The following is a 17,124-nucleotide window of genomic DNA, read 5'->3' on the forward strand; positions in this document are numbered from 1 at the left end:
ATATCAAACTCAGCCAACAATGCATCAATATCGTCATCCGCCTTTGTTTCTGCTGATTTTACTGATTCTTCAACAGCAACATCGTCCGATTCAGCTGGCATATCAAACTCAGCCAACAATGCATCGATATCGTCATCGGCCTTTGTTTCAGCTGATATTTGCGGTTCTTCAACGGCCACATCATTTGGCTCCGCTGGCATATCAAACTCAGCTAACAATGCATCGATATCGTCTTCCGCGTTTGCTTCTGTTGATTTTACCGGCGTTTCGGCGGCCACATCATCTGGCTCCGCTGGCATATCAAACTCTGCTAACAATGCATCGATATCGTCATCCGCGTTTGCTTCAGCTGATTTGACCGGTGTTTCGGTATCAACATCATCCGACTCCGCTGGCATATCAAACTCAGCTAACAATGCATCGATATCGTCATCCGCTTTTGCTTCAGCTGATTTTACCGGTGTTTCGGCGGCCACATCATCTGGCTCTGCTGGCATATCAAACTCAGCTAACAATGCATCGATATCATCATCAGCCTTTGCTTCAGCTGATATTACTGCTGCGGCAGCGGCAACATCATCTGACTCTGCTGGCATGTCAAATTCAGCCAATAGTGAGTCGATATCATCTTCCGCACTTGTTTCAGCTGATTTCACCGGTTCTTCGGCGGCAGCATCGTCCGATTCAGCTGGCATATCAAACTCAGCTAATAGCGAGTCAATATCATTTTCTGCTGAAGCATCTAGCTCATCTTGTTCTGTATCTTCATCTAAACCCGCCAACAAACTGTCTAAATCATCTTCTGGTGCAGCAGAATTTAGGGTTGCAGCTGGCTTGTCATCTAATCCAGCCAGTAGACTGTCGAGATCATCGTCATCTTCAAGAGGTTCAAGATCAGAATCTTGATCTTCCATCGCCTCTGCCCATAAATCATCTAATGAGGTCCCTTCCTCATCTTCTATTTCTGTTTCGGTTTCACTAACAAACATATCTGATGCCATATCCATTTCGGCATCACCTTCCATCTGGATTTCAGGCTGTAAATCTACGCTGTCTAAATCCAATAAATCATCAATTGACTCTTCATCGCTTGAATCTAAATGGACCACAATATCATCAGAGTCATCTAAGTCATCGCGGTCTGTTGCAGCTGCAGACTCTTGTTCAGACTGGGTTGCTGTTTTTACTTCAGACTGCTGATTTTTTTTATTACGGCGACTAAGTAACCAGAAAATAAGCCCGAAGATGATTAACAGAGGAATCGATGCAGCAATGATCAACAAAATGGTGTTATCCATTAGGCTGCGCCAAAAGTCAGTGGGTTCTTCTACAACGGGTTCCACATTTTCAGTTTGATCTACAAGTTTTTTATTTTCTAAACTTAACCCTTCATATTTCTCGCGTAATAGTTGTAGATCTTCTTCAAGTGAGGAAATGTTTAATGACATTTGTTCAATTTTGTTTTTCAACACTTGATTGTCATTGTTGCTGACCATTAATTCATCTTGTGCACGCGCAAGCTCATCGGTCAGCATCAAGGTTTTTGCATTGGCTTTATCTAAGGTGCTATTGAGGTCATTTACGACAACGGCATTGGCCTCTGTAATCGCTTTGGTTTGTACTTCTACAGCAGGTGTTTGCTGCACTATTTGTAGTGGTTTTGAAACGGTAGGCTTTTTAGGCGTTTCGACTATAGGAGATTGAATAGGTTTATTATTAATGACGGGACGAGGCTGGGTTTGTCTGCTAGCACGGCGGTCATCTTGTTCTGCACGGCGTTTAGCGACATCATTGGGAATTGCGGCTATTACATCAACAGACGGAACAAGTAATATCATCCCTCGCTCTAATGTATTGTAATTATTACCACTAAAAGCATGTGGATTAGCGTCAAACAACGCTGCCATCACTTGGTAAACACTGACCTTATCGCTGGGTCTGACTTTTTGCGCAATACTCCAAAACGTATCTCTTGATGTTGTTGGACCATATTGGCGTTTCGCTTGTTGTTTAACCTCACCGTTGGGGCCAGTAATTTTCAGCGTTTCTGCATGCGCAGACTCAATAATTTGTACACTGGTTAAGCCAACGGCTGTGCAGGCAATCAAACCCACAATATATGAAGTACGCAAAGTCATCCCATCCTTCCCTTTTAGCGCTATTGAGTTACCGACTTGGCAACAGGCTTTAGGCAATTTTTATCGTTAATATTATGGTCGTTAACTGTATCTAGTCACATCAATCGTGAGCCAATTTTGCAGGCTTTTTCAATGCTATTGATGTTAAAAATGATATGTTTACGACTATAAACTAGATTCACCGCACCTGCTACTATTGGGCTCAGTAAAACGGAAAAAGCCTGCGCATTGCAGGCTTTTTAAACTAAATCGCGTTGTTGACTAAGTCATTACACATTGTTAAAGCGTAATTAATAGTAATCTCTAATCAAAATCTCGGCAATTTGTACGCTGTTTAATGCAGCACCCTTACGAATGTTATCGGCAGTAACCCATAAATTTATACCGTGAGAGTGTGAAATATCTTTACGAACGCGACCAATATAAACAGGATCATTACCTGCAGCTTCAGTTACCGCTGTTGGATATTCGCTATCATCATCAAACAATTCTACGCCTGGTGCATCACGTAAAACGGCTTTAACATCTTCTGCATCAACAGGTTGACGAGTTTCAATATGAATAGCCTCAGAGTGACCATAAAAAACAGGCACACGCACAGCCGTTGGATTAACAACAATTTCGTCATCACCAAAAATTTTCTGCGTTTCCCACACCATTTTCATTTCTTCTTTGGTGTAGCCATTTTCCATAAACACATCAATTTGAGGCAATACGTTAAAGGCAATTTGCTTTGGATAAACTGTCGGCTCTGACGGTAAACCTTGCAATAATTTAGCACTTTGACCCGCTAGTTCATCAATCGCCTTTTTACCTGTTCCAGATACTGACTGATACGTCGCCACGTTAATACGTGAAATACCAAAAGCATCATAAATAGGCTTAAGAGCCACTAACATCTGAATCGTTGAACAATTAGGATTAGCGATGATATTGCGATTGCGGAAATCAGCAATGGCTTCTGGGTTAACTTCTGGTATCACCAGTGGCACATCTACGTCGTAACGAAAATGTGAAGTGTTATCGATAACTACACAACCCGCGTCACCCGCAATCGGCGCCCATTTAGCAGACACATCGCCACCAGCAGAAAAGAAGCCAATTTGTGCTTGGGTCCAATCAAACGTTTCTACGTCAAGAATTTCAACTTGTTTACCGTGAAAACTGACCGTTTCGCCAGCACTGCGACTGCTCGCTAATGGAAACAACTTAGCAACCGGAAAATTACGCTGCTCGAGGATCTCAATCATTGTTTGACCCACTGCGCCCGATGCACCTAAAACGACTACATTAAATTCCTGAGACATAATTAACGCTCGACTCCATATTATCCAGTTTGAACAATCAATCTACCCTAGTTTAGTTATGCTTTACTAGGGTTAATGTACTAAAAAAGCCGACTTTGAAGTGATTTTTTCTCAACTGGCTAAAATTACTGTTTTTTAGGCTCAATCTGCATTCTATTGGCTATATTGGCCGTATATAATGACACTAATTAATTAAAGCCTAAAGCACTCAACATCGATGGGTCTATCTTACCATCAGATAAATAGTCCACAGATTGAGCTAACGAGATAGCACTATATTCACGACGATAAGTGTGGTTTTTACGCATTAAATCAAAACCTGTAGCTGTTGAGAAACACCCTCTAAAGTTAACGTCGTCGTCACGTAAATCATAAACTAAACGCGACAATTTCAGCAATTGGCTTTCGGTTAAATCACCTTGACTGACAATTTGATTAAATTGAAATGTCGGTAATAAACTCTCTAATGATTTTTTTACCGGAAAATCGAGTAATTCACACCATTTTTGATACAACATAAACGTTCCGCGGGCTTTGCCTTCAAGGCTATAACCAGCAATATGCGGCGTAGCAAACTCTGCCAAGGCGACTAATTCGGCCATTGGGTTAGGCTCACCTTCCCACACATCAAGTACCAGCTTTACGTCATCGCGCTGCTGTTTAAATTTGATCAACGCTCGGTTATCAATCACCTCTCCTCGACAGCAATTTAGTAACCAGGTATTGGGTTTTAACTTATTCAGTCGGGCTTCATCAAATAAGTACCAGGTTTTATGCTCACCGTCTTTGGTGATAGGCACATGCAGACTGATTATATCGGCTTGCTCAATAATAGTGTCTAGTGACACAAACTCACGAGTATCACCTTGCAATGCTTTAATGGGGTCGCACAACAATACTTTTAGCCCATAAGCTTGCATACACTTCGCGGCTGCAGTGCCGGTATTACCAGCCCCGACAATCCCCACAACTTTACCGGCTAAAGACTCTCCGAAACGTTGCGCTAACTCCAGCATGGCAATAAATGCGTACTCACCCACGGCCGTCGCATTACACCCAGGAGCATTAGTAAAATAAATATTGCGCAACGAAAGATAATCAACATCTACATGATCGGTACCAATCGTCGCACTACCCACAAATTTCAGTTTATGTGCATTTTTAATTAACTCTGCATTCACTTTCGTCACCGAACGCACCAATAACACGTCGGCATCTTCGACTTGTTTAGGCGTCAAGGTTCGGCCATTTACATATTCAATCTTGCCTAAATAGCCAAACAAGGCATCAACATAAGGCATGTTTTCATCGGCAATTATTTTCATTTGGGTATCTTATTCACTGCGAGTTTAACGACATCACATCGCGTTTTTTTATAACCCGTATCTTATACCAAATTCACCTAGTCCGTCATGGCAAATAGCGCTGATTATTATCGCTGACTATACCTAGATGCTAGAGCGGACTTAGTCCTGCTAGTTCGCTTTGCGGCTATAAAAGCTAAGCAGTTAACATCAGAAACAACCGACAAATAACTCCGATATACGCTTAAGTCGCTTTCGTTTTTATAACTTCTAGCCGCGAATCGAACTAGCATCTAGGCATTTAGCCTTTCCATAAGCGCAGCGTTCGCTTGTAATCGCCTGTCACCGATTTTTCTCTAGCCACTTGTTTAAAAGGCAACAAAAAAGCCAGTATCGTTTCCGATGCTGGCTTTGAAATCATTCGCGGGTTAACCCACTAATAACGTTTTATGCTTTAAATTTACGCATGACTAACGTTGCGTTAGTGCCACCAAAACCAAAACTGTTGCTCATGATGGTGTTCAATTCAGCTTCACGCATTTGACGAACCACTGGCATGCCAGCTGCTTTTTCATCTAGGTTGTCAATGTTAATGCTTGGAGCAATAAAACTGTCTTCCATCATAATTAAGCTGTAAATCGCTTCATGTACACCCGCAGCACCTAAAGCATGACCTGTCATTGATTTAGTCGATGCGATTGGAGGCATGTTATCGCCAAACACTTCACGTAATGCTTCAAGTTCACGCATGTCGCCTACAGGAGTAGAAGTACCATGAGTGTTGATGTAATCAACTGGCGTGTCTACATCTGCAAGTGCCATCTGCATACAACGCACGGCACCTTCACCAGACGGAGCAACCATGTCGTAGCCGTCAGATGTGGCACCGTAACCAACAATCTCAGCATAAATCTTCGCACCACGTGCTAAGGCATGTTCTAATTCTTCAACAACAACAATTCCGCCGCCGCCAGAAATAACAAAACCATCACGATCTGCATCATATGTACGTGACGCTTTTTCAGGCGTGTCATTGTACTTAGTCGATAGTGCTCCCATGGCATCAAAGCCCATGGTGAGTGTCCAATCAACTTCTTCAGCACCACCAGCAAATACCATATCTTGCTTACCCATTTGGATAAGTTCAACAGCATGGCCAATACAATGAGCTGAAGTGGCACAAGCTGAACTGATTGAATAGCTCGTACCTTTAATTTTAAATGGTGTCGCCAAGCAAGCACTTGCAGTACTAGACATAATACGAGGCACAATATAAGGGCCTACACGCTTAACACCTTTTTCACGAAGTGTATCAGCTGCCTGAACTTGGTTTTTTGAAGAAGCGCCACCCGTACCAGCAATCAAACCGACACGGAAATTAGAATACTGCTCTTCTGTTAGGTTAGCATCAGCAATCGCTTCCTGCATAGCAATGTAAGCATATGCAGCAGCATCGCCCATAAAGCGAAGTGCTTTACGATCGATATGATCAGCTGGGTTCATTTTAATGTCACCCCAAACTTTGCTACGTAATTGCATTTCTTCAAACTGTGCCGAGTGAGTAATACCGCTACGACCCGCTTTAAGTGACTCAGTCACTTCTAGCTTGTTATTACCGATACTTGAAACAACACCCATTCCGGTGATCACGACTCTTTTCATTTTTATGCTATCCATTTGGTACATGTCGGTACTTAATTGCGGCAATCATAGCTGCTTTGAAGCAATTAAGTGGTCAGCTTTCCATAAACGCAGGTAAAATAATGCCAAGTTATCGGCCCTGAGTAAAACATTTTGAATAAAACACCTTTATTATCTGTATCCCCGAACTTACACGAGTTGCATATTTGTGAATTACTGGGCAACAACGTCAATCAAAATAGCCGATATTCCCACATTGTTAAGCAGTATATCGCCGAAGTATTGCAAAGCAGTGACGATAAAATAGCAGCCACAAATACTCAACCACATTTACTAACGCTAGGCCAACTCGGTTTTGGCGATGGCCACGAAATAATACTATTACTGGCAGCCTTACAAGAGGCTAACTTGCAAAATCCTTTGATACAGCAACAAACTCGAATTCACATCAGTGTATTTGAACAAGGCCCAGTAAACCGTAAGCAACTGCAACATACATGGCAACAACAAGGGCTACTTGATTCAGACCATCATTTATTCGATTTTACCCAAGCATTACTCAATGGTGAAATTGCAGCCATCGAAGGTTGCCAGCGGCTGAGTCTACTCCAAAACCAAATTATCATTGACCTGTATCAAGGTTCGCCACTAGCGCAAGCCAAAACCATTGCTACGCCGAATAAACAAAGGATAACACATTGGTTTGCCCTACCCCATACGAACCAAGAGGCTCATTCAGATCAATATTTTCATCAACGTTCAGTTTGGGAATATGGTCGACTCAGTGTTGATAATGCAACATTTTTAGCGGCTAGCACAAATGACGAAAATATTGCTCCAACTATCAAAAAGCAACTAGCATTTTGCGGATTTTTATCCTCCACATCATTCAAATCGACTGATGACATTGCTATCGCAGAACGTAACGCGCTAAGACAACAACTACAGCAACAGTTTGCTTATAACCCATTGCCACCGTTACATTCTAATAACAACAGCCCTATAGCTATTATAGGTGGCGGTATCGCTTCTGCAAGTCTTGCCTTGTCTCTGGCTGAACGCGGCAAAGATGTGATTATTTATTGCAAAGATGACACATTAGGACAAGGCGCATCAGGCAACAAACAAGGTGCTATTTATCCCCTGCTTACCCCCGAAAATGGCTCGCTAAGTCAATTTTTCCAACAAGCCTTTCTATACAGTCGACGCAGAATTCAGGCCTTAGTTGATAATGGATATGACATAGGACATGAGTGGTGTGGTGTATTACATACAGGTTTCGATCAACGTAGCCAAACAAGATTGGATAAAATTATTGATGGCCAAGCATGGCCAACTGAAATTGCTTTTGCAGTAAGTCCACATAAAGCCACACAACTTGCTAACGTCGATATTGATAAACCTGGCTTTTATTATCCATTAGGCGGTTGGGCTTGTCCGTTTGAATTCGCACAAGCAAGTATTGCCAAAGCACAAACATTAACCAAAGTTCGCATTGTCTATAATAGCGACATTAGCTCACTTGAATCACACTCATCTGGCTGGCAACTGTTTAGCGCCGAAGACAATACCCCTATAGCAACCTACGAACAGGTTGTCATCGCCTCAGGAGCTCAACTTACTCAGTATAAGCAGACAAAAAATCTACCAATTACAGGTTTTAGAGGTCAAGTTAGCCATGTACCGCCACAAGGTGAGCTAGCACAGCTTAATACTGTTATCTGCGCCAATGGTTATTTAACCCCACAACATAACCAACTACATTGCGTTGGAGCCAGTTATGTAAAAGACCCACAACATCTTGACTTTTGCCCGATAGAGCAGCATGAAAATAGCCTTAAAATGCAACAAAACTTTCCTAATTCAAACTGGCCTAATGATATTGATGTTTCAAACAACGATGCCAGAGTTGGCGTCAGGATGGTCAGTCGCGATCACTTCCCGGTAATGGGTTGTGCGCCTGATGTTGAAGCGTTATTTACACGCTATGCTGTTCAACAGCAATCGAAAGACAAACCCAGTCTATGGCAACATTACTGGCAAACAACACCAGCACCAATTTATGACGGGTTATATGTGTTAGGAGGACTAGGCTCACGCGGCCTAAGCTCAGGCCCATTAGTCGCCGAATGCTTAGCAGCAAATCTATGTGGCGAACTATCACCATTAAGCCTAGAGCTACAAGCTTTGCTTAGCCCCAACAGAATGTGGCTGCGTAAATTGCTAAAAGGAAAGGCTTTGATATAAATAGCGTAAAATGTCAGGCGGCTGTCATTTAGTAATAAATGGAAAACGGGTTCAAAGCTGAATGACCAAAGAAACATTCATTTTTATCGATTTATATTTACTAATAGCCAATATTCAGTACTTTGAAGGTTTTGTTTTCCATAAAAATAAACGCCACGTAATTAACTTAAGCGCAGCGTACTATTTTAACCTTTTGTTTCACGTTAACGCTTGTTCTATATCTGCGATTAAATCTTCTACATTCTCTAAGCCAACTGAGATACGCAGTAAATTGTCGGTGATACCTGCGGCTAATCGTGCCTCTGGAGTGTAGGGTGAATGGGTCATTGATGCTGGGTGTTGAATAAGTGATTCGGCGTCGCCTAAGCTTACGGCGATGGTAAATAGCTTTACACGGTTAACAAAGTTGATGGCATCTTGCTTATCGCCTTTTAACTCAAATGCGATAACGCCGCCGGCGCGTTTCATTTGGTTACCAATGAAGCGATGACCTTGGTGGTGTTCTAAGCCTGGGTAAAAGACCTGGCTGAATTTAGAGTGTTTATCTAAAAATTCAGCTAACACTTCTGCGTTATCGCAATGACGAGTTAAGCGTACGTCTAGGGTTTTTAAACCGCGTAAAATTAACCAAGCGTCGTGTGGTGATATCACGCCACCAAAGTCTTTTAATATTTCGTATTTTAATCTGTGCATGTGTTCTGCATTACCGCACACAATACCCGCGATTACATCACCATGGCCGTTTAAGTACTTGGTCGCACTGTGGATCACCATGTCGATGCCTAACGCTAACGGTTGCTGCAATAGTGGTGTCATAAAGGTGTTATCGACGATTGATACTAGATTGTGCGCTTTGGCGACGTTGGCCATGGCGGTAAGATCGAATACTTGTAAATGTGGGTTTACTGGTGTTTCGCAGAACAGCACTTTGCTGTTTGGCTTGATGGCCGCCTCTACTGCGTTCATGTCGGTGAAGTCGACTAATGTACTCGTAATGCCTAAGCGGGTTAGCTGAGTGGTCATCAGCGCGAACGTACAACCATAAACCGCTTTAGATGCGATTAAGTGATCGCCTGCATGCAAATGAGTTAATAATGCACTTGATACTGCCGCCATGCCAGATGCGGTTGCAGCTGCGTCTTCTGCGCCTTCTAGCAGCGCCATTTTACGTTCAAGTTCTGCGGTGGTTGGGTTACCAAGGCGAGTATAAATATAACCCGGCTCTTCACCTGCAAAACGTGCTCCGCCTTGTTCGGCAGTATCAAATACAAAGGTGGCTGTTTGATATAAAGGTGTGGTGAGTGAGCCAAAGGCTTCGCGTTGATGTCCGCCATGAATGGCTAATGTGGCTAAGTTCCATTTACCCTGATTGTTATCTTGCATTGCTTCTCCCTGCGCCACCTTGTTATGAGTTGTTACCCTCTTTGGGGTTATTGTTGTGGTGGTCGGAATTTAAGATACAGTGGAATAAAATATAACCAAGTGATTGTTGAAAAATAACCCACAAAGTGATGTAAAAACAATTTTACAAACAGCTGTTTACATCGTTTAGACCATTCACTTGCATATGCAGTTCACGCAATGAAAATGGGCTAGCCTAACTTGTGAGTGATTGCTTCAGCTTTTGCATACCTTGATCAATGCTAACAAGCGGTTGATAACCTAAGTCTTGTTTGGCTGCGCTGATGTCAAAGTAATGGCTGGTTGAGAGTTGTCTTGCAACAAAACGAGTCATGATGGGTTCTTGCGATTTATTCAGCAAACCATATACGGTTTCAAGCACCACACCTGCACTGTAAGCAACACCGGCTGGCACGCGCTTGGTTACTGGCGGTAAATCAACACTGGCTAGAATACGATTAAGCATATCTGCCATGGTAATGGGTTGATCATTACTTAAAAAATACGCTTTACCTGCGCACTTAGCATTAGTGACTAAATCTAACGCCGCTAAAACATGAGCATAAGCTGCGTTATCAACATAAATGGTATCGACCAGTTTGTCTTCATGGCCAACTAACTTTAGTCGCCCTGCCCGCGCACGTTCAATGACTCTTGGCACGAGATGAGGATCGTTTGGTCCCCAAATCAAATGTGGTCGTAAGGCTGTAGTGTGAAGTTGAGCAGAATTAGCGGCAAGCACATGTTGCTCTGCGATGGCTTTAGATTCGCCGTAGTAATTGAGGTATGTGTCAGCGTAAGGCGCTGATTCATTAATGCCGTTTTCGTCACGCCCTGCAAAGGTCACACTTGGGGTGCTGGTGTAGACTAAACGTTGAATATTAAGCGCTTTACAGGCATTAATAATATTATTTGCGCCATCAACATTAGGCGAGTAATAACTTTGCTTACTGCCCCACACGCCAGCCTTTGATGCCACATGAAACACTAAGTCACAGCCTTGCATGGCTTGTTTAACGTTATCGTAGTCGCTGATATCGCCTTGGCGCATATCGACGCCCAGATCAACCAGTCTTGGGTAATCACCACGGGCAAAGCCCACCACCTGAATACCTACTGCCAATAATCGCTGACAAATCGCCAATCCTAAAAAGCCGCCTGCTCCGGTTACAAACACTTTGTTGACCGACAATGATAATTGCGTAAGCGCTGCTTGCTCAAGAGGATGTAAATCTGTCAGATCCATTATTAATACCTTATTCTTACTCTAAGACGAGCTTTATTCTTTCCACTGTTTTTGTGCCCAAACAGCAAGTTTTTCTCTGAATATTTTTGCGTTATGACGCACATCAACCGGAAATTCAGGATGAATTAAAAAGCGTCCTATTCCTTCGGTATGCGGATATTGTTCTGCTATGACTAATAACTCTTGATAGAGTGCTTTAGAGGTTGAGCATACGATGTCTTTTTGTAGTTCAATGCACAATACCGGCACGGTATTATTGCCCACCTTAACACCCACAATGGCTGAACGTTTTACTTGCGGATGGGTGTTAAATACGCGCTCACAAGGTAAGGTGTAAAAGCGTTTGATTCTTTGTTGACCACGCGTAGCATCAACAATATGACCTTTACGACCACACATCCATAATAAGCCGTTATCGTCTAAATATCCTACGTCACCCATCCGATGCTTAACGTGTTCACCATCGTTGATTTTAGCTAACTCAGTGGCATGTTGACGTTGATAATAGGCTTGGCTGACCATTGGGCCGCTCACGACAATTTCACCAATTTCATTGGTGGCAAGTTTTTTGACTTCAGCCCAATGAGGTTGGGCCTTATCTGTAATCGCAATAATATCAACGCTTACCGACGATATTGGTTTACCAACACAAATGCCCTTACCTTGATCGGTCAGTTCGCTGGTCGCAAACAACGCATGGCTGCCAATCATGCTGATGGGTAACGATTCTGTCGCACCGTAAGAGTTAAGTACTTCAGCCTGTGGGTTGAGCATTTTGCTAAAACGTTTGATTGAGCTAATGGTTGCCGGAGCACCTGCTGATATCACTCGCTTAACGCTAGTGAGTTTATGCTGGCTTTGCTCACCAGCTTGGCCTAATCGCTCTAACAATGCAGGATTCACAAACATGTTGCTGCATTGATAGTGCTCGATTGCCGCAAACAAATGGGCTGGGTTGGCGGTAATGGGTTTGCTGGCATCCATGTCTGGCACAATGGATGCCATGCCTAATGCAGGGCCAAATAATGAAAACAGCGGGAAGGTAGCTAAGTCTCGCTCTCCAGGTGCAATACCGTAATCGTGTTTAAGTGCGCTAATTTGAGCTTCAAACATCGCATGGCTATAAACCACGCCTTTGGGTGTGCCAGTACTGCCACTGGTAAACAAAATGGCCGCCATATCATCTGGCTTTAACAATGCCATTTCCAGCGGATGAGCGGTATTACGGCCAATTTCAGTAATAGTTTCGAGACTCGTTGCATTAGCTAACAAACGTTGAATGGCTGAACCACCGACATTAATCACCTGCTTAACACTGCCTTTGCCCCACCCCAAAACCCGCCTAGCAATATGCGCTTTAGGGATGCCGATAAACGCATCCGGTTGCGACTCTGCAAAACACTGTTTAAGGTTTTTAATACCCATACCAGGGTCAACTAAAATGGGGATGATACCGGCTTTGAACAAGGCAAACGTTAACGAAAAAAACTCAATGCTCGGCGTCACCATCAACACCGCTTTCATGCCGCGTTTAATGCCGTACTGAATAAGCCCTTTGGCGATCATATCCGATTGTTGATGTAAGGTAACAAAGTCGATTTCTTGATAATCGAATTGGCCTTGCTTAGCGTGTTGGACAGCAACAGCAAGTCCGGCAGGCATAGTTTGCGCAGCCGTTTTAAGGTGCTGACAGATATTGGCATTAGCAGGTGCAGAGGTTTGGGTCATGTGGCTTCATTTTGGGCTAATGTGAATAACGCATATGCTGGCTATCAAAAACGCCAACATATAGATAATTTTAGACGATTAAATAGCTAAAAGGCTCAAATGAGCCTTTTAGGGTGTAATTAATTTTTTGCGATAAAGTCTTTAATTAAGCCAATCACTTCGTCGCTGGCATCTTCAAGGATGTAATGACCGCAGTCAGCAAACTCGTGCACCGTTGCGTGAGGCATTCGCTGTCGCCATTCTTCTAAAAAATACTTATCGAATACAAAATCTTGTAAACCAAAACAAATCAATGTCGGTACTTCAGCAAACTCGCTTAAGCTATCGCCAATGCTAGTCACTAGGTCGTAGTTTCTGTCGCCAGGTTTGAGTGGAATGTCTTGTACGAAACGTAAGGTCGAAATACGATTTTTCCACGAATCAAACGGCGCTACGTAAGCTTCACGCACTTCTTTAGACATGGGTTTGCGTTTAACACCCACATACGAGGCTGCTGATGAAAATGCATTTAAACCACGAACCAACAAGGTGCCGAGTAAGGTTTCGCGGCAAATCCACAATGCCCAGGGAAAAGGCTTAGTTTTAGGAAGATGAAACGCTGCCGTGTTTAAACACACAATGCGTTTGATGCGCTCAGGATGACGAGCCGCAAAGCCCATTCCAATCATACCGCCCCAGTCGTGTAACACTAGGGTGATGTTTTGTTTTACATCAAGGCTGTCAAGCAAGGCTTCTAAGTCATCAATACGGTTTTTTAGGGTGTAATCGTATTGTGGATCATCGGGTTTGTCTGATAAGCCGCAACCAATATGGTCTGGCACAATACACTGATGCTTATCGCTCAACGCGCTCACTAAATTACGGTAGTAGTAACTCCAACTAGGATTACCGTGCACCATAACGACTGGCTCGCCTTGGCCTTCGTTTATGTAATGTAGTTTATTGCCGTTACGGTCTAAATAATGACTTTTGAATGGCAGTAAGTTGTCTAGCATGATGCATCCTGTTAACTATTTTTATAATGATATGCAAAAACTCAGTGCAGCCCAAGGCTTACCACTTAATTCCTAACATCATGCAGTTCAAACCACTGCCTATCCCTAAAAAGCTGACTTGGTCGCCAACACGTAAAAAACCTTCATCGTGGGCAATTGCAGCAGTAACCGGTAGTGAAACCGTGCCCATGTTGCCTAAGGTTTGATAGGTGGGATATTCTTTTTCGTGGGGGATGTTTAATGCATTTAGCACTTGTCGGCGGTTTGATGCACCTACTTGGTGACAAATCACTTTATCAACTTGCTCAACAACCCAATCACGCTGCTCTAGGAAATGCTCCCAAGTGTGCTTAGCAAGCTCTACGCCTTCTTTAAGCAAGGTAACTGCATCGGTACGCATAAACTCGCGATATAATAAGTGCCCAGCTTCTTGTAGGCCCCATTGACACAATTGGTGATGCTCTGGTGCAGACAAATGACTGGCACCTAATAGCTGATGCTGACGCGTGGTGGTGAGTGGCAAGCTGCCGTCAGTTAAAATAACAGCAACTGCGCCTGAACCGCCCGTAAGCGTTGCCAATGACTGGGCAAAGTTTTGCATTGTCGGTTCGGCTAGCATGTGGTCAATTGTGGCATCGACGATGTCTCGTGCAGATTCGCACGACACAACCATTCCTGCTTTGATTTGACCAAGTTCGATACGATTGGCAATATCCAAAATACCCGACAACACCCCTAAACAAGCATTGCTGATGTCATAAATGGCAGTGTCTTTAGACACGCCAAGTTCGGCAGCAATACGGCAAGCGGTTGCGGGTTCGTGTTGATCACGACACACACCAGTGTATACCACGGCACCTAAGTCGCTGACATTAATGCCGGTTTCATTCACGGCTTTACGTGCAGCAGCAATAGCGCCGTCTGATAAACGATGACCTTTAGGCCACCAACGACGCTCGGTAATTCCGGTTAATGCGGCAAGTTGCCCCATCGGAATACGAAACTTTTGATAAAGTGGGGCCAAGCGAGATTCTAAATCGCTACTCGACACTACTTGTGGTGCTAGCTCATAAGCCAGACTATTGATAAAGACGCGTGAATATTTCATTAAACCGTATAATTCGCTTCGCTCTAGCAAGCCCAAAAGCCACTAGAATAGTTGTTATTCGTTATTAACCCGCCATTTGAACAAGAATGGCTTAATTATTCAATCAAAAACAGCAAGCCAATGCGGTAATGTGGATAATATATTGTGGTTAAATTTTATTATTTGATTAACTAGTTTGTTGATTTTCACAGTTTTAGGGCAAATAGACTAGTATAAACAAAGGTTTAATTTGCAGTTTTGTGACAAAGACTGCTATTAGTTTGTTTTAATTGCTTGGATCAGCGCATTTCGTGGTGTAACACTGTTTGCACAAAATTCAGTCAACGTAACTTGATATCCCTGCTCTTGTAAAAAACACACTCGATCGAGCAACAGCCAATGCTCCAAGGCTCGACGAAATAAATGAGCGACTAAATCGATTCGCTTAGTAAGTCTTTGTCGTTCGATTCCACGGCGCAAATAATGGCTCAAATTAATCTCACTGGATATAACTAAATGCTTTTGATTTGCTGCCCACTGGCAAAAGTCACTAAAATTGCCACTAAGCTGACTTTTTTTAATGGTCGGCACCGATAAATAAGCATCTATATCGCGTATTTTTCGTTGCAAACTGTCAAAACCTAAGCGCCATGATATCTCTTGATTACGTAATGTTTGTTTTTTGGTGCCAGCAATAACGCTTTGTTGCAATGGCAGCTGTAAGTCATGCTTTGACAGTTTGACCGCACTCACTTTGGCTAAAGCCGATAGCGGTTGATAATGTGTATCTTCAATCAAATGATAACAGCATGGTGAAATAGACAGCACCCGAGTGCCTGCCGATACAGCAAGTTTGAGTAGTCGAACGTGTAAATCACCACAAGCGTGCAATGCTATAGCATGTTGGTCAATTAACAATAGCGGTTTACTTGAGTCGATTGGCGCAAAAGCATCAGCACAAATAAAAGTTTGTGCTAATTGCCATTGTTTTGCAAAAACCTGGCCTTGTGCGCACAAACTCGCTTGCCACTCAATACTCGTTACCTCAACCTTTTGCTGCTTAGTCACTAATCGGCCTAAATGTCCTTTACCCGCACACCACTCCAAGATAGGTAACAGAGGTAATTGGGGATGATGTTGTGGATCAACTTGCTCCGCAAACGCGCTGATTTGTTGCCATTTACGACCTTTAATGTGAGCACTAAAATGCGCTAAATCGCTATTTTGATGTTCATTAGCAAGCGGTTCAATGTAAGGCACATCTTGCGCATCGTCACTGTTAGTGGCACTTGTAGGCAAAGTGATGACTAACAAGCTTAATTGATTAATCAGTTGATCTTTGTTTGCAAACTGACCTTGCTGTATGTCTGCAATTAAACTTGGTAATAATGCATCAACAAGATGTTGTTGATCAGAATCGAGTATATCAATTTCAGCATCATCAAGTTGCCATACCGTTTGGGCTAAATGTGGAAATGCGTGTTGCCAAGGTAAGTGGTCACACTCAAACGCGACCAGCTGCCATAAGGGTTTTAGGCCATGTAGAAATGAGTCTATGACATTAAAGGTCTGTTGATATTTGATTACTGACATATTGAGACTTGTAGTTAACCTTAGCCGATTGAAATGATAGGATGCGAGTCATTAAATCGCCGGACTGGAATTGTAAACTATGCACTCACCTTGTGTCGCCCGTTGTGGCCTAAATGCTGACGATTATTGTATGGGCTGTTTTCGTCACATTGATGAAATTGTGATTTGGTCACAAGCAAGTGATGAACAAAAAAAACAGATTTGCGATAAATTAGCCGATAGAAAACAGCTATTTTCAGGTGACGGTAACAGTCAAACATTGTCGAGAGCTAAGTGGTTAGAAGCTGAAAAGCGAATCAAGCGGTAACGTTGAGATAAAATGTGATAACGAGCGATTACAAGCGGTAACAAACCTAGATGCTAGGGCGGACTGCGTCCAGCTAGTGCGCTTCGCTTCTATAACAACGGTAAAACATCAAGCAGATCCCTGCTCAGAA

At 43.0% G+C, this 17,124-nt stretch carries 12 protein-coding genes; 2 read left to right on the plus strand and 10 right to left on the minus strand.

Annotated elements, in window-relative coordinates; translation table 11 throughout:
- From H5181_RS09345 to fabB, 4 genes are all read right to left on the minus strand, one after another.
- Positions 1-2,138: FimV/HubP family polar landmark protein (locus H5181_RS09345; protein WP_310734276.1), on the minus strand; the 2,138-nt coding region annotated here is incomplete at its 3' end.
- A gap of 290 nt (positions 2,139-2,428) precedes the next feature.
- Complete coding sequence (locus H5181_RS09350; protein ID WP_182750868.1) at positions 2,429-3,445, minus strand: aspartate-semialdehyde dehydrogenase; 1,017 nt, start codon at positions 3,443-3,445, stop codon at positions 2,429-2,431.
- 188 nt (positions 3,446-3,633) lie between these two features.
- Positions 3,634-4,770: a 4-phosphoerythronate dehydrogenase gene (locus H5181_RS09355; RefSeq protein ID WP_182750869.1), complete on the minus strand. Its 1,137-nt coding sequence runs from the start codon at positions 4,768-4,770 to the stop codon at positions 3,634-3,636.
- A 426-nt stretch (positions 4,771-5,196) separates the two neighbouring features.
- Positions 5,197-6,411: a beta-ketoacyl-ACP synthase I gene (fabB, locus tag H5181_RS09360; RefSeq protein WP_041412867.1), complete on the minus strand. Its 1,215-nt coding sequence runs from the start codon at positions 6,409-6,411 to the stop codon at positions 5,197-5,199.
- A gap of 132 nt (positions 6,412-6,543) precedes the next feature.
- On the opposite strand from fabB, the gene mnmC reads away from it, so the two are divergent.
- On the plus strand, positions 6,544-8,637 hold the full coding sequence (gene mnmC / locus H5181_RS09365; RefSeq protein ID WP_259397018.1) for an FAD-dependent 5-carboxymethylaminomethyl-2-thiouridine(34) oxidoreductase MnmC: 2,094 nt from the start codon (positions 6,544-6,546) through the stop codon (positions 8,635-8,637).
- Positions 8,638-8,835: 198 nt separating this feature from the next.
- On the opposite strand, the gene megL is transcribed toward mnmC, so the two are convergent.
- The 6 genes from megL to H5181_RS09395 form a co-directional block, all read right to left on the minus strand.
- Positions 8,836-10,020 carry a methionine gamma-lyase gene (megL, locus tag H5181_RS09370; protein ID WP_182750870.1) on the minus strand — a complete coding sequence of 395 codons (1,185 nt, stop codon included), beginning with the start codon at positions 10,018-10,020 and terminating at the stop codon, positions 8,836-8,838.
- Between the two features lie 214 nt (positions 10,021-10,234).
- On the minus strand, positions 10,235-11,284 hold the full coding sequence (oleD, locus tag H5181_RS09375; RefSeq protein WP_182750871.1) for a 2-alkyl-3-oxoalkanoate reductase: 1,050 nt from the start codon (positions 11,282-11,284) through the stop codon (positions 10,235-10,237).
- A 33-nt stretch (positions 11,285-11,317) separates the two neighbouring features.
- Positions 11,318-13,012 carry an olefin beta-lactone synthetase gene (gene oleC / locus H5181_RS09380; protein WP_182750872.1) on the minus strand — a complete coding sequence of 565 codons (1,695 nt, stop codon included), beginning with the start codon at positions 13,010-13,012 and terminating at the stop codon, positions 11,318-11,320.
- Positions 13,013-13,131: 119 nt separating this feature from the next.
- Positions 13,132-14,007 carry an alpha/beta fold hydrolase gene (locus H5181_RS09385; RefSeq protein ID WP_182750873.1) on the minus strand — a complete coding sequence of 292 codons (876 nt, stop codon included), beginning with the start codon at positions 14,005-14,007 and terminating at the stop codon, positions 13,132-13,134.
- A 58-nt stretch (positions 14,008-14,065) separates the two neighbouring features.
- Complete coding sequence (locus H5181_RS09390) at positions 14,066-15,115, minus strand: 3-oxoacyl-ACP synthase III (RefSeq protein WP_011636839.1); 1,050 nt, start codon at positions 15,113-15,115, stop codon at positions 14,066-14,068.
- 255 nt (positions 15,116-15,370) lie between these two features.
- Entirely contained in the window at positions 15,371-16,687 is a 1,317-nt protein-coding gene (locus H5181_RS09395) for a methyltransferase (RefSeq protein ID WP_182750874.1), read from the minus strand.
- A gap of 79 nt (positions 16,688-16,766) precedes the next feature.
- Between H5181_RS09395 and H5181_RS09400 the strand changes: the two genes are divergently transcribed.
- Positions 16,767-16,994, plus strand: coding sequence for a DUF1289 domain-containing protein (locus tag H5181_RS09400; protein WP_182750875.1), 228 nt, complete (start codon positions 16,767-16,769; stop codon positions 16,992-16,994).
- The last annotated feature ends 130 nt before the right edge of the window (positions 16,995-17,124 follow it).

Origin of the sequence: Shewanella sp. SG44-2, from assembly GCF_014164215.1 — a bacterium.
GTDB lineage: Bacteria > Pseudomonadota > Gammaproteobacteria > Enterobacterales > Shewanellaceae > Shewanella > Shewanella frigidimarina.

What these genes read in the sequence shown, in the direction of transcription:
- H5181_RS09350 (WP_182750868.1), bottom strand. Translation starts at nt 3,445, where the DNA reads ATGTCTCAGGAATTTAATGTAGTCGTTTTAGGTGCATCGGGCGCAGTG.
- H5181_RS09355 (WP_182750869.1), bottom strand. Translation starts at nt 4,770, where the DNA reads ATGAAAATAATTGCCGATGAAAACATGCCTTATGTTGATGCCTTGTTT.
- fabB (WP_041412867.1), bottom strand. Translation starts at nt 6,411, where the DNA reads ATGAAAAGAGTCGTGATCACCGGAATGGGTGTTGTTTCAAGTATCGGT.
- megL (WP_182750870.1), bottom strand. Translation starts at nt 10,020, where the DNA reads ATGCAAGATAACAATCAGGGTAAATGGAACTTAGCCACATTAGCCATT.
- oleD (WP_182750871.1), bottom strand. Translation starts at nt 11,284, where the DNA reads ATGGATCTGACAGATTTACATCCTCTTGAGCAAGCAGCGCTTACGCAA.
- oleC (WP_182750872.1), bottom strand. Translation starts at nt 13,012, where the DNA reads ATGACCCAAACCTCTGCACCTGCTAATGCCAATATCTGTCAGCACCTT.
- H5181_RS09385 (WP_182750873.1), bottom strand. Translation starts at nt 14,007, where the DNA reads ATGCTAGACAACTTACTGCCATTCAAAAGTCATTATTTAGACCGTAAC.
- H5181_RS09390 (WP_011636839.1), bottom strand. Translation starts at nt 15,115, where the DNA reads ATGAAATATTCACGCGTCTTTATCAATAGTCTGGCTTATGAGCTAGCA.
- H5181_RS09395 (WP_182750874.1), bottom strand. Translation starts at nt 16,687, where the DNA reads ATGTCAGTAATCAAATATCAACAGACCTTTAATGTCATAGACTCATTT.
- H5181_RS09400 (WP_182750875.1), top strand. Translation starts at nt 16,767, where the DNA reads ATGCACTCACCTTGTGTCGCCCGTTGTGGCCTAAATGCTGACGATTAT.